The organism is Bacillus sp. (in: firmicutes) (genome assembly GCF_031983925.1).
Lineage (GTDB): Bacteria > Bacillota > Bacilli > Bacillales > Bacillaceae_G > Bacillus_A > Bacillus_A pacificus.
This window is the reverse complement of the sequence record NZ_DALYZR010000006.1, coordinates 1-22,295: the sequence shown is the minus strand read 5'-3', so window position 1 is coordinate 22,295 and position 22,295 is coordinate 1. Positions and strand designations below refer to the sequence as shown.

19 protein-coding genes, 1 rRNA gene and 1 riboswitch are annotated in these 22,295 nt (G+C 38.0%); of the genes, 3 read left to right on the top strand and 17 right to left on the bottom strand.

Annotated elements, in window-relative coordinates:
• Positions 1-39: 39 nt before the first annotated feature.
• From RTP99_RS18135 to pcrB, 4 genes are read right to left on the bottom strand one after another with little or no spacing between them, the layout of a single operon-like run.
• Entirely contained in the window at positions 40-1,233 is a 1,194-nt protein-coding gene (locus tag RTP99_RS18135) for a CamS family sex pheromone protein (protein WP_000717040.1), read from the bottom strand.
• A gap of 16 nt (positions 1,234-1,249) precedes the next feature.
• A complete protein-coding gene (gene ligA / locus RTP99_RS18130) occupies positions 1,250-3,259 on the bottom strand; it encodes an NAD-dependent DNA ligase LigA (protein WP_000031447.1) in 2,010 nt (669 codons plus the stop codon).
• 15 nt (positions 3,260-3,274) lie between these two features.
• Positions 3,275-5,518, bottom strand: a complete 2,244-nt coding sequence (gene pcrA / locus RTP99_RS18125) for a DNA helicase PcrA (protein WP_011039939.1) — start codon at positions 5,516-5,518, stop codon at positions 3,275-3,277.
• 12 nt (positions 5,519-5,530) lie between these two features.
• Positions 5,531-6,220 carry a heptaprenylglyceryl phosphate synthase gene (pcrB, locus tag RTP99_RS18120; protein WP_000272110.1) on the bottom strand — a complete coding sequence of 230 codons (690 nt, stop codon included), beginning with the start codon at positions 6,218-6,220 and terminating at the stop codon, positions 5,531-5,533.
• Between the two features lie 335 nt (positions 6,221-6,555).
• Between pcrB and RTP99_RS18115 the strand changes: the two genes are divergently transcribed.
• The 3 genes from RTP99_RS18115 to RTP99_RS18105 all read left to right on the top strand — a co-directional run bounded on the left by RTP99_RS18115 (position 6,556) and on the right by RTP99_RS18105 (position 8,170).
• Positions 6,556-6,933 (top strand): YgaP family membrane protein, encoded by a 378-nt coding sequence (locus RTP99_RS18115; protein WP_011039936.1) that lies wholly within the window; start codon positions 6,556-6,558, stop codon positions 6,931-6,933.
• A gap of 210 nt (positions 6,934-7,143) precedes the next feature.
• On the top strand, positions 7,144-7,989 hold the full coding sequence (locus tag RTP99_RS18110) for an SPFH domain-containing protein (protein ID WP_000660683.1): 846 nt from the start codon (positions 7,144-7,146) through the stop codon (positions 7,987-7,989).
• A 16-nt stretch (positions 7,990-8,005) separates the two neighbouring features.
• Positions 8,006-8,170, top strand: coding sequence for a type II toxin-antitoxin system antitoxin (locus tag RTP99_RS18105; protein WP_001085173.1), 165 nt, complete (start codon positions 8,006-8,008; stop codon positions 8,168-8,170).
• A gap of 37 nt (positions 8,171-8,207) precedes the next feature.
• Here the strand turns inward: RTP99_RS18105 and purD are convergent, their stop codons facing one another.
• The 13 genes from purD to rrf all read right to left on the bottom strand — a co-directional run bounded on the left by purD (position 8,208) and on the right by rrf (position 22,223).
• Positions 8,208-9,479 (bottom strand): phosphoribosylamine--glycine ligase, encoded by a 1,272-nt coding sequence (gene purD, locus RTP99_RS18100; RefSeq protein WP_001101988.1) that lies wholly within the window; start codon positions 9,477-9,479, stop codon positions 8,208-8,210.
• A 221-nt stretch (positions 9,480-9,700) separates the two neighbouring features.
• Positions 9,701-11,236, bottom strand: a complete 1,536-nt coding sequence (purH, locus tag RTP99_RS18095) for a bifunctional phosphoribosylaminoimidazolecarboxamide formyltransferase/IMP cyclohydrolase (RefSeq protein WP_000745401.1) — start codon at positions 11,234-11,236, stop codon at positions 9,701-9,703.
• Positions 11,237-11,260: 24 nt separating this feature from the next.
• Complete coding sequence (gene purN / locus RTP99_RS18090) at positions 11,261-11,848, bottom strand: phosphoribosylglycinamide formyltransferase (RefSeq protein WP_000088595.1); 588 nt, start codon at positions 11,846-11,848, stop codon at positions 11,261-11,263.
• On the bottom strand, positions 11,845-12,885 hold the full coding sequence (purM, locus tag RTP99_RS18085; RefSeq protein ID WP_001262431.1) for a phosphoribosylformylglycinamidine cyclo-ligase: 1,041 nt from the start codon (positions 12,883-12,885) through the stop codon (positions 11,845-11,847). The genes purN and purM overlap by 4 nt, the downstream gene beginning before the upstream one ends.
• Positions 12,886-12,987: 102 nt before the next feature.
• Positions 12,988-14,403 (bottom strand): amidophosphoribosyltransferase, encoded by a 1,416-nt coding sequence (purF, locus tag RTP99_RS18080; RefSeq protein ID WP_000879037.1) that lies wholly within the window; start codon positions 14,401-14,403, stop codon positions 12,988-12,990.
• Positions 14,388-16,607: a phosphoribosylformylglycinamidine synthase II gene (gene purL / locus RTP99_RS18075; RefSeq protein ID WP_000055587.1), complete on the bottom strand. Its 2,220-nt coding sequence runs from the start codon at positions 16,605-16,607 to the stop codon at positions 14,388-14,390. The genes purF and purL overlap by 16 nt, the downstream gene beginning before the upstream one ends.
• Positions 16,591-17,274, bottom strand: coding sequence for a phosphoribosylformylglycinamidine synthase subunit PurQ (gene purQ / locus RTP99_RS18070; RefSeq protein WP_000666779.1), 684 nt, complete (start codon positions 17,272-17,274; stop codon positions 16,591-16,593). The genes purL and purQ overlap by 17 nt, the downstream gene beginning before the upstream one ends.
• Positions 17,271-17,525: a phosphoribosylformylglycinamidine synthase subunit PurS gene (gene purS / locus RTP99_RS18065; protein ID WP_000278826.1), complete on the bottom strand. Its 255-nt coding sequence runs from the start codon at positions 17,523-17,525 to the stop codon at positions 17,271-17,273. Before purS ends, purQ begins: the two co-directional genes overlap by 4 nt.
• Positions 17,518-18,237, bottom strand: coding sequence for a phosphoribosylaminoimidazolesuccinocarboxamide synthase (gene purC, locus RTP99_RS18060; protein WP_001170542.1), 720 nt, complete (start codon positions 18,235-18,237; stop codon positions 17,518-17,520). Before purC ends, purS begins: the two co-directional genes overlap by 8 nt.
• 88 nt (positions 18,238-18,325) lie before the next feature.
• Positions 18,326-19,633 carry an adenylosuccinate lyase gene (purB, locus tag RTP99_RS18055; RefSeq protein ID WP_000625677.1) on the bottom strand — a complete coding sequence of 436 codons (1,308 nt, stop codon included), beginning with the start codon at positions 19,631-19,633 and terminating at the stop codon, positions 18,326-18,328.
• Entirely contained in the window at positions 19,630-20,781 is a 1,152-nt protein-coding gene (gene purK / locus RTP99_RS18050; protein ID WP_000196798.1) for a 5-(carboxyamino)imidazole ribonucleotide synthase, read from the bottom strand. Before purK ends, purB begins: the two co-directional genes overlap by 4 nt.
• Positions 20,778-21,263: a 5-(carboxyamino)imidazole ribonucleotide mutase gene (gene purE, locus RTP99_RS18045; RefSeq protein ID WP_000839371.1), complete on the bottom strand. Its 486-nt coding sequence runs from the start codon at positions 21,261-21,263 to the stop codon at positions 20,778-20,780. Before purE ends, purK begins: the two co-directional genes overlap by 4 nt.
• A 110-nt stretch (positions 21,264-21,373) precedes the next feature.
• A riboswitch (purine riboswitch) is annotated at positions 21,374-21,475 on the bottom strand.
• Positions 21,476-22,107: 632 nt separating this feature from the next.
• Positions 22,108-22,223 (bottom strand): 5S ribosomal RNA (gene rrf / locus RTP99_RS18040).
• Positions 22,224-22,295 lie beyond the last annotated feature (72 nt).

Here is a 22,295-nt window from a genome sequence, read left to right as displayed (position 1 = left end):
AAGAAAAAAAGCCGTTCCATAAAGGAACAGCCCTTGTATTTAATCTAAAATTTTCACATACGGTTCATCTTGCTTCGCTTCACGTATAATAATCGCTTCTGGACGCTCTACAGATTTAATCGTTACTTGTACTTTCATATAATTCGGGAAGTATTCCATAACAAGCCCGGCTACATATTGTGTAAAGCCAATTATTTCTGCTTTCCCATTAAACTGGACAGGAATATCGAGCTTTATTTCTCTTAATTCATCGTCTCTATACATACCAGTACCGATAACAGCTGTATAGTCGCCTTGGAAATAATCGCTTAATTTTGCCTTGAAGTTTGATACTCTCGCCAGATCTTCACGTTTATTATCTGTTTTCGCTTGTTCAGATGGGAACAAATAATATTTCTCATTAATTTGTTTCCAATCCTCAACTGTTTCACTGCCTTTTTCAACATTCGCATAAGAAACAAAGTTACCTGGCACGAGCGAAGACTTTGGAGCCTGACGATAAATCGCAAATGTTATTGGAAGGTTTTTTGTCTCAGGATCTTGTTGATGCATAACTTTCAAGATTTCTGGCACCATTTTTTTCCCTTCCGCTAACATCTTTTCATTCGAAATTGCAGCCTCACGCGGATAACCATGCTCTTCCTCATAATAATGAACCGAATTCATCGCTAATCCAACTACAATGCCGCTACGCTCATTTTTTTCGCCTTTGTTCACATAATAATCATGCTCTAAAATATTTGAAATATATATTGGATTTTTTTTATTTTTCACTTCTAATGATTCGGATCCTGTACCTAATGCAGGATTCAACCCTATGTTCGGGAATTTAACCGCATCTTTTTTTAGTGTATCTTCTAGTTCCTTTTGTTCTGCATCTGTACGTTTTCTTTTAACAAGCATCTGTATATGCTGAGTATCTAGGGCCTTTCCGCCTTTTAAAACATTATCTTTCGTACTAAATGATTCTTTCGCAATACGCATTAATCCTGTTTCAAATTCATCTATATCAAGACGATTACTTACTCCTTGCACAACTAAGCCACGTGCGTTTCCTCCCTCAAATGGAATAGTCGTCTTATAATATTCATCCGAAATAGAGTAATTCGGGACGATTGCTTGCTCTTTTGCTTTCCCCGATTTCTCAACCACTTTTTCATCTTTGTCGGCACCTGCACTACACCCACTTACAAGTAGGCCAAGGCTTAATACCGCTAATGCTATTTTTTTCATGGTAAGTTTGCACCTCTTACTTATTTAGCTCTTGTAAGAACCTCTCTTCATTCCAAACCTCAACATTATGTTTCTCCGCTTGTGCTAATTTCGAACCTGCCGCTTCACCTGCAACAACTAAATCCGTACTTTTACTAACACTTCCTGTTACTTTTCCACCTAATGCCTCAATTTTCTTCTTCGCTTCACTACGTCCCATAACTTCTAATTTCCCTGTTAAAACGACAGTTTTTCCTGCGAAGTACGACTCAACGTTTTGTAAATCAGCAATTTTCATGCCTTTATATGTCATGTTCACGCCGTATTCTTTAAATTGTTGTAATAACTCTAATACGTCTTCATTATCGAAATACGTTACTACGGATTGAGCCATTTTTTCACCAATTTCATTAATTGCTTTTAGTTCTTCTTCCGTTGCCTTCACAAGCGCATCCATCGTTTCGAAATGCTCTGCAAATGTACGTGCTGCTTTCGCTCCGACATGGCGAATACCTAGACCGAATAATAATCGCTCTAATGAGTTTTCTTTAGAATTCTCAATTGCTTTTACTAAATTCGTTGCTGATTTTTCTCCAAATCGTTCTAGCTGTAATAATTGCTCTTTCGTCAACGAATATAAATCAGCAAATGTACGAATATAATCTGCCTCAAAGAGTTGTGTAATGACACGTTCTCCAAGTCCATCAATATTCATTGCATTTCTTGAAACGAAATGGATTAACCCTTCTCGAATTTGAGCAGGACAAGTTGGATTTATACAACGAAGTGCTACCTCTTCTTCTAAACGAACTAGTTCACTCTCACATGCTGGGCAATGCGTTGGCATATGATATTCTTCTTCCTCACCAGTACGCTTATCGAAAATAACATTCACAACTTCAGGAATAATATCTCCAGCCTTCTTCACAACAACGTAGTCACCAATTCGAATATCTTTTTCACGAATTAAATCTTCGTTATGTAAAGAAGCACGACGAACGATCGTACCAGCCACTCGCACTGGCTCTAGCTCTGCAGTCGGTGTTACAACCCCTGTACGACCAACACTTAATTCAATCCCTGTTAATCTTGTTACAACTTCTTCAGCTGGGAATTTATAAGCAATTGCCCATCTTGGACTCTTTGCTGTAGTGCCTAGACTTTCTTGAAGAGCAACATCATCTACTTTTATAACGATCCCATCAATCTCATAATCAAGATGCGGACGTTTTTCTTGCCATTCTTCTACATAAGCTATAACTTCTTCAATTGTTTCACATGTGCGTCGATTTGGATTTGTTTTGAATCCAAGTTCACCTAAGAAATCAAGCGATTCACTATGTGATAGGATTGTTTTTTCTTCTACATTCGCAAGACCGTATACAAACATAGATAAGTTACGCTTCGCTGCAATTTTCGGATCAAGTTGGCGGATTGAACCTGCTGCCGCATTACGCGGATTTGCAAATACATCTTCACCATTTTGCTCTTTTTCTTCATTTAACTTAACGAATGAACGCTTCGGCATATAAGCTTCGCCTCGTGCTTCTAACGTTACTTCTTCATTTAAACGAAGCGGGATTGCTTTAATCGTTTTTAAATTTTGAGTAATATCTTCACCTGTTACACCATCACCACGTGTTGCCCCTTGAATGAAGCGTCCTTTTTCATAATGAAGTGAAACAGCAAGTCCGTCAATTTTTAATTCGCATATATATCTTACATTCACATCATCAATTCCTTGACGTACTCGTCGGTCAAAATCACGTAAATCTCCTTCGTTAAATGCATTTCCTAAACTTAACATCGGTGACTTGTGTGTTACTTTTTCAAATATATCAAGAACCGTTCCCCCAACGCGAACGGAGGGAGAATCTTCACTCATAAACTCTGGGTTCTCTGCTTCTAATTTTATAAGCTCCTGCATATTACGGTCATACTCCGCATCAGAAACAGAAGGATTGTCTAACACGTGATATTGATAGTTAAATGTATTTAACAAATCACGTAGTTCTTCTATACGTTTTTTTGCTATCTCTTTTGACATATCCTCATTCCTTTCCTATTGTTTCGTCACAGGTGCAAATTTTGCTAACAAACGTTTAACACCAATTGGGCTTGGGAACGCAATATCTAATTCTTTTGCATCACCTTCACCTTTTACACTTACGACTGTACCGATTCCCCATTTTTGGTGGGAAGCTTTATCGCCTACCGCCCAGCCGATTTGTTCGCCGCCTGTCGTCTTAGCTGCAGGACGCGCGAAAGCTGAGCGAGAACGTGTTGTAGTTGTCATTTTACTGCTACTTGCCGTTCTTCCTTTTGCACCAAACGAAGTTTCACGCTTCGGCGCTGTTTCATTTAATGATTCCACTAGTTCTGTCGGGATTTCTGTAATGAATCGGGATGCGGCATTCATACTTGTTCTACCAAATAAAGTACGCATTTGTGCATTTGATAAATACAACTCTTCTTCTGCACGAGTAATACCTACATAAGCAAGACGACGCTCTTCTTGCATTTCATCTTCTTCCATTAGGGAACGAGTATGCGGGAATATTCCTTCCTCTAAACCAACAATAAAGACAACTGGGAATTCTAATCCTTTCGCTGAGTGCATCGTCATTAAAATAACTTCCTCACCAGCAGTCGGGTCTTCATCTACACGATCAATATCTGCAACAAGTGCTAAGTCTGTTAAGAATGCAACAAGGCTCTTATCTTCGCTTTGAGATTCAAATGTTTGCGTAACAGATAAAAACTCATCTAAGTTCTCTAGACGACCTTCCGCTTCTAACGTACGCTCGTTTTTCAACATGTCGCGATAGCCGGTTTTTTCAATAACTTCTTCTACCAATTCTGTAACAGATAAATACTCTTGCATATTTACCCAGTTGTGTAATAAACCTGCGAATTCTTTTACTGCCTTTGTAACCTTTGCACTTACTCCAACATGCTCAATCTCATCGAATACAGCTGTTAATGAAATTCCATTTTGTACACCGTAATTAATAATTTTATCGATAGAAGTCGCACCAATTCCGCGCTTTGGCACGTTAATAATACGTGCGAAACTAATCTCATCATCTGGATTCCCAATTAAGCGTAAATACGCCAAAATGTCTTTAATCTCTTTACGGTCGTAGAACTTCGTACCGCCGACAATTTTGTAAGGAATATTAGATTTCAGGAAAATCTCCTCGACCATACGAGACTGCGCATTTGTACGATATAACACCGCAAAATCAGTATATTTTCGTTTTCCCATTTGAATATCGTCGCGAATTTTTTTCGCAACAAAGTATGCTTCGTCCTTTTCCGTTGCAGCACGATAGTAAGAGATTTTGCTTCCAACTTCATTATCTGTCCATAATTTCTTCGGTTTACGATTCGTATTTCTTTCAATAACAGCATTCGCTGCATTTAAAATATTTTGTGACGAACGATAGTTTTGTTCTAACAGAATAACTTGCGCATTCTCATAGTCTTTTTCGAATGACAAAATGTTAGAAATGTCCGCACCACGCCAGCGATAAATTGACTGATCTGAGTCACCTACAACACATAAATTTTTAAAACGTGCTGCCAAATGTTTAACAAGAAGGTATTGCGCTTTGTTCGTATCTTGATACTCATCCACGTGAATATACTGAAATTTACGCTGATAAAACTCTAGTACTTCTGGAACACGTTCAAATAGTTGAATCGTCGTCATAATTAAATCATCAAAGTCTAGTGAGTTATTTTTCAAAAGACGTTTTTGATATTCTGTATATACATCGCTCGTTAATTTTTCATATGGATCAGCAATTGTAATTTTCTTCGCATATTTATCCGCAGATAACAATTCATTTTTCGCATTACTAATACCAGCTAAAATAGAGCGCGGCTCAAATTTCTTCGGATCAATATTGCGCTCTTTCATAATTTTTTTAACTACAGTTAACTGATCACCTGAATCTAAAATTGTAAAGTTACGATTAATACCAATGCGATCGATATCACGTCGTAAAATACGTACACACATAGAGTGGAACGTAGAAATCCAAATATCTTCAGCTTCTGGTCCGACAAGTGTATCAATACGCTCGCGCATTTCACGAGCCGCTTTATTTGTAAAGGTAATAGCTAGTACGTTCCATGGTGCTACTCCTTTTTCACCAAGTAAATACGCAATACGATGTGTTAACACTCGTGTTTTACCACTACCTGCGCCTGCCATTAATAGAAGTGGTCCGTTCGTTGTTTGTACTGCTTTTTGTTGCTGCGGATTTAAACCATTTAATAATCTATCTGTCATACTCATATACGCCTGCACCTACTCTCCTTTTACTGCTTTAACCGTTTTTAACGCTGCTTTTATATCATCATAAATAATATTTCCAACAACTACTGTATCAGCATGCTGCGCCATTTCCTTCGCCTGTTCCGCATTAGAAATACCACCGCCATAATATAACTTAGCTTGTTTCAATTGTGCTTTTACATTTTTAACAAGTTCAACATCTCCATACGTACCGCTATACTCTAAATAAAATATCGGTAAACGTAATAGCTTGTCTGCTAAACGCGCGTATGCAATCACATCATCTTCTGTTACATCACACTTTGCATCTGTAAGCTGGGCTACTTTCGCTTCAGGATTTAAAACACAATATCCTTCCATAAAAATTTCGTCCCAATCCATAATATCCCCAAATTCTTTCAAAGCCTCATGATGAACGCCTGTTACCCATTCCACCTTTCGGCTATTTAAAACGCTTGGGATATAATAAAAATCGAATCCTGGTGTAATTGCTTCCACATCAGAAACCTCTAACACACAAGGAACTGCATATCTACGAATGCTAACTAGCATGTGTAGTACATTATCAATTGTCACCCCATCACTTCCGCCTACAATAACAGCATCTGTTCCAGACTCACAAATCATTTCTAAATGTTCTTCACTTAATTCCTTATTCGGATCAAGCTTAAATACATGTTTCCATCCGGAAATATCGTACATGAAAACACCCTTTCTTTTCTCAAGTTGTATATATTTCTGTTTAAAATAACAGTTTATTTTCATTAGGATTTTTTAAGTTCACCTTAAATATTTGTTTAAAGCGGAGAATTAAGTTTGAAATCCCCTCTTCGACATTTTTTAAACGAGAGGATTTAATTTTGAACTTCCTTTTATGCATTCTTTCATTATAACAAAAAAAGCTACTTACACACACGCACAATCCAACATCTTTTTCCACGTCAAATGTTGGATTACATATCCGAAAAATCAAAAGGGATACTAATAAAAGAAATAGTATTATCTATTTCAACTTTCATAAAAGGAGTGTTTTTCTAATGAAGCAAAATATCGGTACAATAAATGCCCTAATTCGAATTACACTCGGACTTGTCCTCTTCGGTTGTAGTGCAACGAAACTCGTGCGCAAACCTTGGTGCACTTGGTCTAACATTTTGCTATGGATTGGTGCAATGAAAGTTGCAGAGGGAATTGTTCGTTTCTGCCCTATTGTTGAAATGTGGAAATTCGGAAAATACATGAACATGGGGGCATTTAAAATGTCTAGCATGAATTTTGCTGAGAAGGGACATACTAAAGAAGAAGCGAATCAAACTTCCAAGCACGACAAACCACAGTCAAATGGAAGTTATGACGCTTCTGACAAAGAGATTGAGTCAGCGATTGAAGATATAATCCTGGCAAAACCGCTTTGAATCATTTGTCACGATGCAAGATGCTCTCAAAGGGACTTAGCTGCTGCAGTGGGCGGTTAAGTCTTCTTTATTTTATCACAAAAATAGAACATATATTCTCATTTCAGACATTAAAATATACATAATCAATAAAATTCAGAAAATTAGGTGTAAACCTCTTGCTTAAAATGATATAAAAGTGATATCATTTTTATATCAGGAGGCGATCATATGAAAGAAAAACAAGTGTTTTATGTTAATGGTTTTCTTGGGATTATTGGAATTTTGATTTTAGCCGCTATCGGTGTATTTTTCCTCGTGCAAGAAATTTTCATAGGAGCAGCATTAACTATTATTTTAGCTGCAGTTCTTGCTACAGGTATTGGTATTGTTCAACCAAATCAAGCAAAAGTCATTACGTTTTTCGGTAATTATTTAGGAACAATTCGTCAAAACGGTTTATTTTTAACGATTCCGTTCGCGTTCCGTCAAACTGTATCATTACGTGTTGAGAACTTTAATAGTAAGAAATTAAAAGTAAATGATGTTGACGGAAATCCAATTGAAATTGCAGCTGTTATCGTCTATAAAGTTGTTGATTCTGCAAAAGCGATGTTCGGCGTTGAACATTATGATCGATTTGTAGAAATTCAAAGCGAAACGGCAATCCGCCACGTTGCAACGAAATATCCTTATGATAATTTCCAAGATGAAACTTGCATTACGTTACGTGGAAATACTGAAGAAATTTCTGAAGAATTAAAACGTGAATTAGAAGCACGCCTTGAAATTGCTGGCGTAGAAGTGTTAGAAACTCGTTTAACACATTTAGCTTATGCAACAGAAATTGCCCATGCAATGCTACAACGCCAACAAGCAAAAGCAGTATTAGCTGCTAGAAAAGAGATTGTTGAAGGTGCTGTGAAGATGGCAAAAGATTCAATCCATATGTTAGATGAAGAAGGCGTACTTGAATTAGATGACGAGCGTAAAGCGAATATGGTGAACAACCTATTAGTTGCCATCGTTTCAGATAAAGGTGCGCAACCAGTTATTAATACAGGAAGCCTATACTAAAAGGTTGTAAATCACTATGGCTAAAAAGAAAAGCTTTCCATTACGTATTGATCCTGAATTACACGCAGTCATCGAAAAATGGGCGAATGATGAGTTTCGTAGCGTCAATGCACACATCGAGTATTTACTTCGAGAAATGGCAAAGCAAAAAGGGAAATTGAAAAAAGATAAAGATGTATAAAAAATCTCGCTGATTTCTCAGCGAGATTTTTTACATATTAGCTTCTCATCATCTCATGCCCAATTGCACGATATCCTATATCACTTCGGTAAAATAGAGCATCACTCTCAATTTTACCAATTTCTTTATACACCTTATCTTTCGCTTCTTGTAAACTATTCGCCTTACAAGCAACAAATAGTACACGACCACCGTTTGTTACAAAATCACCATGTTTCATCGCTGTACCTGAATGAAACACAATTACATCTTGCAATGCATCTAACCCGTTAATAATATCACCTTTTTTATATACTTCTGGATATCCTTTCGAAGCAAGTACAACGCCAATAACTGCTTCTTCTGACCATTGTAACGTTAGTTCACTCTCATCTAATACAGCGTTACATACATCAACTAAATCATTTTCTAGGCGTGGTAATACAACTTCCGTTTCAGGATCACCAAAGCGAGCATTAAACTCAATTACCTTTGGACCATCATTTGTTAAAATAAGTCCCGCATATAAAATACCTGTAAACGATCGATTTTCTGCAATCATCGCTTTAGCAGTTGGATGCAATACGTTTTTTATCGCCTCTTGAACTGCTGATTCCGGAATTTGTGGTACTGGAGAATATGCACCCATTCCACCTGTATTTGGACCTTTATCTCCATCAAAAGCTCGTTTATGATCTTGCGCGATTACCATCGGATGCACATTTGTTCCATTCACAAATGCCATTAATGAAAATTCTTGTCCATCTAAGAACTCTTCAATAACGACCTTCTTACTCGCTTCGCCGAACTTTACATCTTGTAGCATTTCTTTTGCAGCTTGTAATGCCTCTTCAAGCGTCATCGCTACTGTTACACCTTTTCCAGCAGCTAATCCATCTGCCTTAATAACAATCGGTGCACCAACTTTTTGAATGTACTGTACTGCTTCTTCATAATCTGTAAAAGTTTCATATGCAGCAGTTGGAATATCATATTTTTTCATCAATTCTTTCGTAAAAGCTTTGCTACCTTCAATAACAGCAGCCGCTTTATTCGGACCAAATACGCGAAGTCCCTCTTCTGTAAAACGATCAACAATTCCATTCATAAGCGGAATTTCTGGTCCAACGAAAGTTAACTCAACATGATTCTCTTTAGCAAATAAAACTAACGCATCAAAATCATTTTCATCAATATCAACTGGTGTTGCAATATCGCGCATACCTTCATTGCCCGGTGCTACATACACCTTTTTCACTTTTGTAGATTGTGCAAACTTCCAAGCTAAAGCATGCTCACGCCCACCGCGTCCAATTACTAAAACATTCATATTTCATCCCCCAATACTTAAATAAGTACAAACTAGAAGCTATGCTCCTAGTTTGTTTTCATATCACTGTAAGTTTAAAAAGGAGGATTAAGAGAACCGAGCAGGTCGAGGCGCATTTGCCAGGAGGACACGGAGTGTAGTTTTCCTACATGAGTACCGCACTGGCAATGCAACGACGACATGCGAAGGTTATCTTAACCGGACTTTTTAAACACCCTCTATTAGTGTTTGAAATGACGTACGCCAGTGAACACCATCGCAATCCCATACGTATCCGCCACTTTAATAGAATCTTCATCACGGATTGATCCGCCTGGTTGAATGATTGCTGTAATTCCTGCTTTTGCTGCTTCTTCTAATGTATCTGGCATTGGGAAGAAAGCATCAGATGCAAGCGCGCTACCTTGTGCTTTTTCACCAGCTTGTGTAATTGCAATTTTTGCAGAACCTACACGGTTCATCTGTCCCGCACCGACACCAATTGTCATATCATCTTTCGCTAAAACAATTGCATTTGACTTCACATGTTTTACAACTTTCCAAGCTAGTTTTAAATCTTTCCATTCTTGCTCTGAAGGTTCACGTTTTGTTGGAATTGAAATTGTACTTTCATCTAATGATAACGTATCTTCCTCTTGAACAAGAAGTCCGCCTTGTACAGAAGTTAGTTTTTTGCTCGCACTTGTCGATTTTTCAATATTTACAGTTAGTAAACGTAAGTTTTTCTTATTTTGCAACACTTCCAAAGCTTCTTTTGAGAAAGAAGGTGCAATAATAATTTCTAAGAAAATTTCATGTAACTTTTCAGCTGTAGATTTGTCGATCTCACGATTCGCTGCAATAATCCCTCCAAAGATTGATACTGGATCCGCTTCATAAGCACGTGTGTATGCTTCATGAATATCAGTTCCTACTCCAACACCACATGGATTCATATGTTTTACTGCTACTACTGCTGGCTCTGTAAATTCTTTTACGATGCTAAGTGCTGCGTCTGCATCATTAATATTGTTATATGATAATTCTTTACCGTGTAATTGTTCTGCGTATGCAACAGAAGAAGTTGCTGCGAATGGCGCTTTATAGAAAGTTGCCTTTTGATGTGGGTTCTCGCCATAACGTAAGTCTTGCTTTTTCTCAAATGTCACAGTTAATGTTTCTGGGCTTTCTTCACCCATTTGCTCTGTTAAGTAGTTAGAGATTAACGCATCATATGCTGCTGTATGGCGGAATACTTTCGCTGCTAATTTACGTTTCGTTTCTTCTTTTACTTCACCGTTCTCTTCCAGTTCTGCTAATACAACATCGTAATCTACTGGATCTACAATTACCGATACAAATTTGTGATTTTTCGCAGCAGAGCGAATCATTGTTGGGCCACCAATATCAATATTTTCAATTGCATCAGCAAATGTTACATCAGGCTTAGCGATTGTTTCTTTGAATGGGTATAAGTTAACGATAACAAAATCAATTGGCTCTATACCTAACTCATTCATTTGTGCTACATGCGTTTCATTATCGCGAACTGCTAATAGACCACCATGAATATTTGGATGTAATGTTTTCACACGACCATCCATAATTTCTGGGAAACCAGTTACTTCAGAAATACCGATTACTTGTAAGCCGTTTTCTTCTAGTAATTTTTTTGTACCGCCTGTTGATATAACTTCGATCCCTTGTTCTAGTAAACCTTTAACAAATTCTACTACTCCTGTTTTATCTGAAACACTTACTAATGCACGCTTTTTCATTTACCCTTCACCCCTGGTTGTATGTTAGTTGACAGTTGGTTCTTTCGTAGATTGAACAATTTGATTCACTGTATTTACGTATAATTTATGTTCAACTTGTTGAATTTTCTTTTGTAAGCTTTCTCTCGTATCCCCTTCAGAAACAACTACTGCTTCTTGTGCAATAATTGGCCCTGTATCCATACCTGCGTCTACATAATGAATCGTTACTCCAGTTACTTTCACACCTGCTTCTAACGCTTGACCAACAGCATCTTTCCCTGGAAAACTCGGTAATAGTGATGGATGAATATTAATAATCCTTCCGCCGTAAGCTTCTAGTAAAGTTGGTCCAATTAAACGCATATATCCAGCTAAAATAACATAATCAATTTCATACTCTTCTAGCTTCTTTAATATCTCTTTTTCAAACGCTTCTTTTGACTCATATGCTTTCGCTGAAAAAGCGAAACACGGGATATGATGATAATGTGCTCGCCCAACAGCGCGTGCTTCTGGTTTATCACATACTAATAAACTAATTTCTGCACCCAATCTTTTTTCTTCTACTGCATTAACGAGAGATTGAAAGTTAGATCCGCTTCCAGAAGCAAAAACTGCTAATCTACTCATAGCGCTGTGCCTCCATTAAAAGTAACGCCAGCTCCTTGTACAGTGCGTCCAATAATACGAGCAGTTTCTCCTTGCTCTTCAAGAAGACGAACAACATCTTTTGCATCTTCTTCCTTCACCGCTACTACCATACCAATACCCATGTTAAAAATATTGAACATTTCTTTCTCTTCCAGCTTGCCAACTTCTTGAAGTAAACTAAAGATCGGCTGAATTTCCCAAGATCCTAATTCAATTTCTGCACCGATTTCTTCTGGTAACATACGTGGAATATTTTCAATGAATCCGCCACCTGTAATATGTGCCATACCGTATACTTCATATTTCTTCAATAGTTCTAAAATAGGTTTGACATAAATTTTCGTTGGTTTTAATAATTCTTCACCAAGAGGTAGCTCTAAGCGTCCGTAAATGCGATCTAAAGATAGTTCTCCATCTTCTAGTAATACTTTTCGTACTAAAGAATAACCGTTACTATGAATACCGCTAGATGCTAAGCCAATTAATACGTGACCAGCTTCAATTTTTTCACCTGTTACAATTTTCTTTTTATCAACGATCCCAACTGTAAAACCAGCTAAATCGTATTCTTCTGTAGAATACATTCCTGGCATTTCAGCTGTTTCTCCACCAATTAAAGCACAACCTGCTTGGCGACAGCCCTCTGATATACCTTTGACGATGTTTTCAATTTTACTAGGTTCAGCTTTACCACAAGCAATATAATCAAGGAAGAAAAGCGGCTCTGCTCCTTGGACAACAATATCATTTACACACATTGCTACCGCATCAATACCAATTGTGTCATGTTTATCTGCCATAAAAGCGAGCATCAATTTCGTTCCCACGCCATCTGTTCCAGATACTAATACAGGTTCTTCTAATGCAAATTTTGATAGGTCAAACATACCTCCAAAACCGCCTAAACCGCCTAGTACTTCTTTTCTCATTGTTGTTTGTACGTGTTTTTTCATGCGAGATACCGCTTCATATCCAGCTTCAATATCTACTCCTGCTTGCTTATATGCATTCGCCATCGTTATCTACACCTCGTCTTTTAATTTCTCCCTATCCTGTGCGGGCCGTTTTAAGAAAGAAGCTAGCTTCTACATCAAAAAGAAGTAGAAGCTTTTTTCTTCTTATTTCATACTTTCTAAAAGCTCTTGCTCATAATCATAAAGAGCTGTTGGATAATCTCCATTGAAGTACGCCATACATAGGCCACCGTATTTCCCTTCATATGGACGTCCAATTGCATCTACTAATCCATCTTCACTTAAAAATGTTAATGAGTCTGCACCGATCATTTCACGAATTTCTTCTACCGTATGATTTGCTGCAATTAATTCTTTTCTCGTTTGAATATCAATGCCATAGAAACATGGATATTTCAAAGGTGGTGAAGCTATTCTTACGTGAACTTCTGTCGCTCCAGCCTCGCGAAGCATACGAACAATTCGTTTACTCGTTGTTCCTCGTACGATAGAATCATCAATCATAACAACTCGTTTTCCTTCAACTACACCTCTTACTGCTGAAAGCTTCATCTTAACCCCTTGCTCTCGCAGTTCCTGAGAAGGTTGAATAAACGTACGTCCAACGTAACGATTTTTAATTAATCCTAACTCATATGGAATACCTGTCGCCTCCGCATAACCAATTGCTGCTGAAATGCTAGAGTCTGGTACACCAGTAACAACATCAGCTTCAATAGGAGCTTCTGCCGCCAAACGTTTCCCCATGTTTTTACGTGCTGCATGGACGTTAACACCAGCGATATTTGAATCTGGGCGTGCGAAGTAAATGTATTCCATACTGCAAATTGCATGTTCTACATCATTTGTAAAACGATCTACGTGAATTCCATCATCATTAATGATAAGTAATTCACCCGGTTCTACATCACGAATGTATGTTGCACCTACTACATCAAAAGCACATGTTTCTGATGCTACAACGTAAGCATCTCCCATCTTTCCAATTGAAAGGGGACGGAATCCATTTGGATCTAGCGCAACAATCATTTCATTTCCAGTTAGTAAAAGATATGCAAACGCACCTTTCACTTTATTTAGAGCTTCTTTTACACTTTCAATTAACGAACCTTTCGTACTACGTTTAATAAGGTGTAAAAGTACTTCTGTATCTGAACTTGTTTGAAAAATACTTCCCTCTGCCTCTAATTCGCGGCGAAGCATTTTTGCATTAATTAAATTCCCGTTATGAGCTAATGCCATACTATGATCAGAAAAACGGAATAGTAATGGTTGAACGTTAGCCACTTCACTTCCACCAGCCGTCGCGTATCGTACGTGTCCGATTGCTGATTTCCCGTTCAATCCTTCTAGCTCTCCTCTTGAAAACACTTCCGATATTAAACCTAACCCCTTGTGACCGACGATTTTTTCTCCATTATTTACGACAATGCCTGCGCCTTCTTGCCCACGGTGCTGTAAACTGTGCAATCCGTAATATGAAACTTGTGCCGCATTTTCATGCCCCCAAATTCCGAAAACGCCACATTCTTCGTTTAACCCCTTTATTTCAGCAAGCATGGGATTGCCCCTTTCCAAGCCTTTCTCATTTCATCTACATTTGCTGTAAGTAATACTTCATTTTCTTCATTATGAATTGTCACTTCATTTGTATTTGTTACTTCTCCAACTTGAATTGCTTCTACCGCTTTCTCGAACGCTTCTTTATTTTCACGTTTTACAGTTATCACGAAGCGAGATTGCGATTCCGCAAATAATGCCGCTGTTGCTTCCCCGTCTAATTTCACAGTAGCACCTAAGCCGTTAGCACCAATTGCACTTTCTGAAATTGCAACTGCTAAACCACCTTCAGCAACGTCATGTGCAGATTGAACAAGGCCAGCTTGAATTGCTGCTAATACTTGTTTTTGACGTTTTAATTCTACGTCTAGATCGATACTTGGTGATTGGCCGAAAATTTTGCCGTGAAGCATTTTCTGTAATTCACTTCCACCAAACTCAGCTTTCGTCTCTCCGATAACATAAACTAAATCGCCAGCTTGCTTAAACTCTTGTGTTGTTACATGTTTTAAGTCATGTACTAGTCCGACCATCCCAACTGTCGGTGTTGGATATACCGCTTCACCACTACGTTCGTTATACATTGATACGTTTCCGCCTATAACTGGTGTTTGTAATGTGCGACAAGCTTCACTCATACCATCTACTGATTTCTCAATTTGCCAGAAGATTTCTGGTTTCTCTGGATTACCGAAGTTTAAGCAATCTGTAATTGCAAGTGGCTCTCCTCCAGAACATACGATATTACGTGCTGCCTCTGCTACTGCAATTTTACCGCCCATTTCTGGATCTAAATAAATGTAGCGAGAGTTACAATCTGTCGTCATTGCTAATCCTTTTTCTGTACCGCGTACACGTACAACTGCTGCATCTGAACCCGGTGTAACAACTGTGCTTGTGCGAACTTGATAATCATATTGATCATAAACCCACTCTTTACTTGCAATCGTCGGTTGTTGTAATAGAGCGAATAACGTTTCTTTATAATTTTCTACTTTTGGTGTTTCCATTTTCATCTGCTGGAATTCAGCAAAGTATGCTGCTTCTTGTGATGGTTTATGATAAATTGGCGCTTCTTCTGCAAGAGCATCCGCTGGTACTTCAGCTACCATTTCACCTTTATGGAATAAACGAAGCATTTTGTCTTCCGTTACTTTCCCCATCGTAACGGCTGCAAGACCATACTTCTCAAATAAATCTACTATCTCTTGCTCTCTACCTTTTTTCACAACAATTAACATACGCTCTTGTGATTCAGATAGCATCATTTCATATGGTGTCATTCCTGTTTCTCGTTGTGGTACATCATCTAAGTACATTTCAATACCCATTCCTGCTTTACTTGCCATTTCTGCAGAAGATGATGTTAAACCAGCTGCACCCATATCTTGAATTCCAACAAGTGCATCCGATTGAATAAGTTCTAAACAAGCTTCAATAAGAAGTTTCTCCATAAATGGATCTCCTACTTGAACTGCTGGACGCTTCGCTTCTGAGCTTTCAGATAACTCTTCAGATGCGAATGTAGCACCGTGGATACCATCACGACCAGTTGATGCTCCTACGTACATTACTGTGTTTCCAGCACCGTGCGCTTGCCCTTTTTTAATGTCTTCGTGGTTAATTAAGCCTACGCACATTGCATTTACAAGTGGATTTCCTTCATAACATGGATCAAACTGTACTTCGCCGCCAACAGTCGGAATACCGATACAGTTACCGTATCCCGCAATTCCTGCTACTACTTCTTCGAATAAGTATTTCACACGTGGTGATTGTAATTCTCCAAATCGAAGTGAGTTTAATAGAGCTACTGGACGTGCTCCCATAGAGAATACGTCACGAATAATACCGCCAACACCTGTTGCTGCTCCTTGATATGGCTCAATAGCAGAAGGGTGGTTATGACTTTCCATTTTAAATACAACCGCTTGATTATCACCGATGTCTACAATTCCAGCACCTTCCCCAGGCCCTTGCAAGACTCGCTCACCTGTTGTTGGGAATTTTCGAAGTACTGGTTTTGAATTTTTATAACTACAATGTTCAGACCACATAACAGAGAATAATCCTGTTTCTGTATAATTTGGCAGACGGCCTAAAATCTTTTCAACCATGGCGAACTCTTCGTCTGTTAGCCCCATTTCCGCATATATGCGCTCTTCTTTAATTTGTGTTGGATTTGGTTCAAGCATTAACGACATATGTTTCCCTCCACTGTTTTAAGATAGATTGAAAGACTTTTAACCCTTCAGCACCGCCAAGTAATTCATCTACAGCACGCTCTGGGTGTGGCATCATACCCAGTACATTCCCTTTTTCGTTTACAATACCAGCAATATCTGAAACGCTTCCGTTCGGGTTTTCTACGTAACGGAATGCGATTTGATTATTCTCTTCTAATTGTTTAAGAGTCTCTTCATCACAATAGTAATTCCCCTCACCATGTGCAATTGGAATATTGATTACTTCATCTTTTTCATATTGTGATGTAAACATTGTTTCATTATTTTCAACACGTAACTGAACTGTTCGACACATAAATTTTAAGTTTTCATTTCTCATTAATGCTCCTGGTAATAATCCTGATTCAACAAGAATCTGGAATCCATTACATACACCTAAAATTGGCTTTCCTTGCTCAGCAGCTTTCTGTACTGCTTTCATTGCATTCGCAAAGCGAGAAATAGCACCGCAGCGTAAGTAGTCACCATAAGAGAAACCACCTGGTAGTAGAATTGCATCATATTCATCTAAATTCTCTGTATCGTGCCAAACGTAATCTACTTCTTCGCCAAGCTCATCTTTAATTGCATGGAACATATCGACATCACAGTTCGAACCTGGAAATACTATTACGGCAAATTTCACTGTGCGACAACCTCCTCAACTTCATAACGGAAGTCTTCCATTACAACGTTTGCTAATAGTTTTTCACACATTTCCTTTACCTTGCTATCTAAGTCGGTTACCGATTTATCAATTGTTAGTTCCATGTACTTTCCAATTCGAACATCCTGTACTTCTGTGAATGAAAGGCTATGAAGTGCTCCTTTTACTGCTGTTCCTTGTGGATCTAATACGCTTTCTCTTAATGTTACATATACCTTAACTTTATACATGTGAAATTCCCCCTAAACGTTTTAAAATCTCTTCATAAGCATCTGTTAAATTTCCAAGATCACGACGGAATACGTCTTTATCAAACTTCTCATTGCTCGTTTCATCCCATAAACGGCAAGTATCTGGTGAAATTTCATCTGCTAAAATGATTTCTCCTTCATCCGTTACACCAAACTCTAATTTGAAATCTACTAATCTTACACGACAGCTTGCGAAATGATCAATCAACACTTGATTGATTTGTAGAGCCATATCTCGTAATACGCTTACTTGCTCTGGCGATGCAACGTTTAATACACGAATATGATCTTCCGTTACAAGCGGATCTCCTAAATCATCATCTTTGAAGTAAAATTCTACGATTGGTTCTGCAAGTACAGTTCCCTCTTCCATTCCTAATCGTTTTGAAAGACTTCCTGCAATTACATTTCTTGTGACAACTTCTAAAGGAATAATACTCACTTTTTTAACAAGTTGTTCTGTTTCAGATAGCTTCTCAACAAAGTGTGTTTTAATTCCTACTTCTTGTAACTTTCTGAACAATAAAGTTGTAATCTCATTGTTCAAACGACCTTTTCCTGTAATCGTCTCTTTTTTCTCCCCATTGAAAGCAGTCGCACTATCTTTGTACTCTACCCAAACCATATCTGCTGATTCTGTACGATAAATTCTTTTTGCCTTACCTTCATACAGCAATTCTAGCTTTTGCATTTCGCAAGCCCCCTGTAGTTTGAAAAATGTGAATAATGTTTTTATAAAGAATGGCACAGAATGACTCTATTCTGTGCCATATGAAATTTTACGCTTCGTTTAATCCAAGGCGTTCAAAGATTGTATCAACGTGTTGCATATGATGCTCATAGTTGAAGCATTCATTAATTTCTTCTTGTGTTAACTTGCTCGTAATACGCTCATCAGCTTCTACAAGCTCTTTAAATTGTACTTGTGTTTCCCAAGCTTCCATCGCTTTAGGTTGTACGATATCGTAAGCTTCCTCACGTACCATACCTTTATCGATTAATGTAAGCATTACGCGCTGAGAATAAATTAAGCCGTATGTTCTTGTCATATTACGTTTCATATTCTCTGGGTATACAGTTAAGTTTTTAACAATATTACCAAAGCGGTTTAGCATGTAATTTAACGCGATTGTAGCATCTGGTAAAATTACGCGTTCTGCTGAAGAGTGAGAAATATCACGCTCATGCCATAATGGAACATTCTCATAAGCTGTCATCATATAACCGCGGATAACACGAGCTAAACCAGTCATATTTTCAGATCCAATTGGATTACGCTTATGCGGCATTGCAGAAGAACCCTTTTGACCTTTTGCGAAAGCTTCTTCAACTTCACGTGTTTCACTCTTTTGTAAACCACGAATCTCAACTGCCATCTTTTCGATAGACGTTGCGATTAATGCAAGTGTTGACATGTAATGTGCATGGCGATCACGTTGCAATGTTTGTGTTGAAATTGGTGCTGCTTCTAATCCTAAGTTTTCACAAACATACTTTTCTACGAATGGATCGATATTTGCATATGTACCAACCGCACCAGATAATTTACCAACACGAACTGTATTAGCAGCTTGTTTGAAACGCTCTACGTTACGTTTCATTTCTTCATACCAAAGACCAAGTTTTAAACCGAATGTTGTTGGTTCTGCATGAACACCGTGTGTTCTTCCCATCATGATCGTGTATTTATGCTCTTTCGCTTTGTTAGCTAAAATACTTACAAAGTTTTCTAAGTCTTTTAATATGATTTCATTCGCTTGTTTTAAAATGTAAGATAACGCTGTATCTACTACGTCTGTAGATGTTAAACCGTAATGAATCCATTTACGTTCCTCGCCTAATGCTGGTGTTTCTGATACAGCACGAGTGAATGCAACTACGTCATGACGTGTCTCTTTTTCAATTTCATAAATACGATCAATATCAAATGATGCATGCTCACGAATTTTTTTAACATCTTCTTTCGGAATATCGCCAAGCTCAGCCCATGCTTCACAAGCTAAAATCTCAACTTCTAACCACGCTTTAAATTTGTTCTCTTCCGTCCAAATTGCACCCATTTCTGGGCGTGTATAACGACTAATCATCTTTTTCCCTCCAACAGTTGTTCTTGATGGTCCCAAATATGCAAACTCTTCGCTTTTTCTAGAGCGACTTCAATATTATCATTTAAAATATTAACATGCCCCATTTTTCGCTGCGCTTTTGCTTCTTCTTTTCCATACAAGTGTAAATAGCACCCGGTTAATCTATTCACTTGTCTTAGGACCCCTTCTATATGTTCGCCTAAAATGTTTACCATGACAACTGGTTTTAACAAATTTGTTTCTCCAAGAGGTAAATTACAGATTGCTCGAATATGTTGGCCGAATTGACTCGTTTCACATGCATCCTGTGTATAGTGTCCTGAATTGTGAGGTCTTGGTGCTAATTCATTAATGTAAATCTCACCATCAGCTGTAGCAAACATCTCTACCGCTAGTGTTCCCACAAGTTCTAGTTCATCCGCAAGCACTTTTGCATAAGCAATAGCTTTTTGAGAAAGTTCTTCTGTAATGCGAGCTGGAACGATGGATTCATGCAAAATGTTATTTACATGAATATTTTCCGCTACCGGAAATACTTTCGTTTCACCACTTACACTACGAATGACAATAACTGATACTTCTTTTTCAAAAGGCACCCATTTCTCTAAAATACACTCTGCTGCATTCGCAAGCTCTCGCGCTGTATCAACGTCATCCTCACTTCTTAAAACAACTTGCCCTTTCCCATCATATCCACCTGTCGTCGTTTTTAAGACAGAAGGATATGATAACTCAGCGATTGCTTCAGTAAGCTGACCTTGATTTTGAACTAATCTATACGTTGCTACTGGTAATCCTGCTTTCTCAATCGCATTCTTTTCTGTAAAACGATTTTGCGTTTTACTTAACAACTGACTGCCTTGCGGTAAGTAAGCATGTTTTTCAAGCCATTGTAAACATCTATAATCAATATTCTCAAATTCATATGTGACAACATCACTGATCTCTGCTAAATGCTGAATTGCTTTTAAATCGTCATATGATGCAACAATTTCAATATCAGCAACTTGTGCACATGGTGAGTTTTTTGTAGGATCTAAAACAGCAATTTTATATCCCATCTCCTTAGCCGCCAATGCCATCATTCTTCCTAGCTGGCCGCCTCCAATAATACCGATTGTTTTTCCAGGTAAAATGATTCTCGTCATACTAGCTCACTACCTTCGCGCACATCTTTTTCAATTGCTTCTCTTCTCAATTCTAATGCATCATATATGTCATCATGGAATGATCCAAGTATTTGTGCAGCAAGTAAACCAGCATTTGTTGAACCAGCCTTACCAATTGCAACAGTTGCAACTGGAACCCCTCCTGGCATTTGGACGATGGATAATAATGAATCTAAGCCGTTTAACGCTTTTGATTGAACTGGAACTCCGATTACAGGAAGATTCGTCTTCGCTGCAACCATTCCTGGTAAATGTGCTGCTCCACCAGCTCCCGCAATAATAACTTTCAATCCACGTTCACGAGCCGTCTCTGCATATTCAAACATATAATCCGGAGTCCGATGAGCGGATACAACCTTTTTCTCATACGGTATATTTAATTCATCTAAAATGTCACAAGCATATTTCATTGTTTCCCAGTCTGACGTGCTTCCCATTATGACTCCAACTAGTGATTTCATATTAGAATCCCCCCGATTCAAATAAAAAAAGCCTGAAATAGAACAGTTTCTCTTTTACTATGAGAGAAAGCGCTCTACTCAGGCATACGTATCCCTTGTGAATAGAAAAATACCGAGTGACTTTCCCTCATAGTCTAACGAATAACGGTCGTTAGGTAGAGACTTGCAGGCCATATCCCCGCGATTATATGAGGTCTTATATATTATTCTTTCTATGGCTATATTAACAATATTTCATAAACAATGTCAACAAATAATCGAATGTTTTTTTATTACTCATCAATAACGTTCGTGTTTTAGTTATATTCAAAAGAATAATTGTAACTATATGCAAGAAGGATAAGCAATTAGAATATATATTTCTAGAGATCTACCATACACAAAACGGTTTGTATATTAATTCCGTACGCTTTTATATAAAGTGAAACTTTAATCAACCCTCACCAATCGGGCTTTTACGGGCAGTTGATCCCCCACCTAGCTTCTTTGCTTCCGCTGAAATTTGAGGTGGGGGTCTTACTGCCCGTTAATGCGGAATAAAGCATATCGTTTCTATTCCTTTGTATCGCATTCATTACTGTAAGGATTGAATACTTATTTTCATCCCGCTTTTCTTACTCTCATTATGTAAAATATATACTTGTAGTAAGAAATAACAGTTCCTATCATAAGGATTGTTTGGGAGCACTTAGAAAGCCTGAAAAGCAAAAAAATCATTACTATTACCCTCAATAGCCTCATTTTCATTCTTTTCTCTCATTAAGATTACTAAATTTACGGATTATGACATTTGATATATAAAAATAAACACAAAAAAACCTAAGTCGAAACGACTTAGGTTTTTGCTTGGCGACGTCCTACTCTCACAGGGACAAGGTCCCAACTACCATCGGCGCTAGAGAGCTTAACTTCCGTGTTCGGTATGGGAACGGGTGTGACCTCTCTGCCATCATCACCAAACTATGAAGGCATATTCCTTCAAAACTAGATAACATTTGCTTCATATTATATGGTTAAGTCCTCGATCTATTA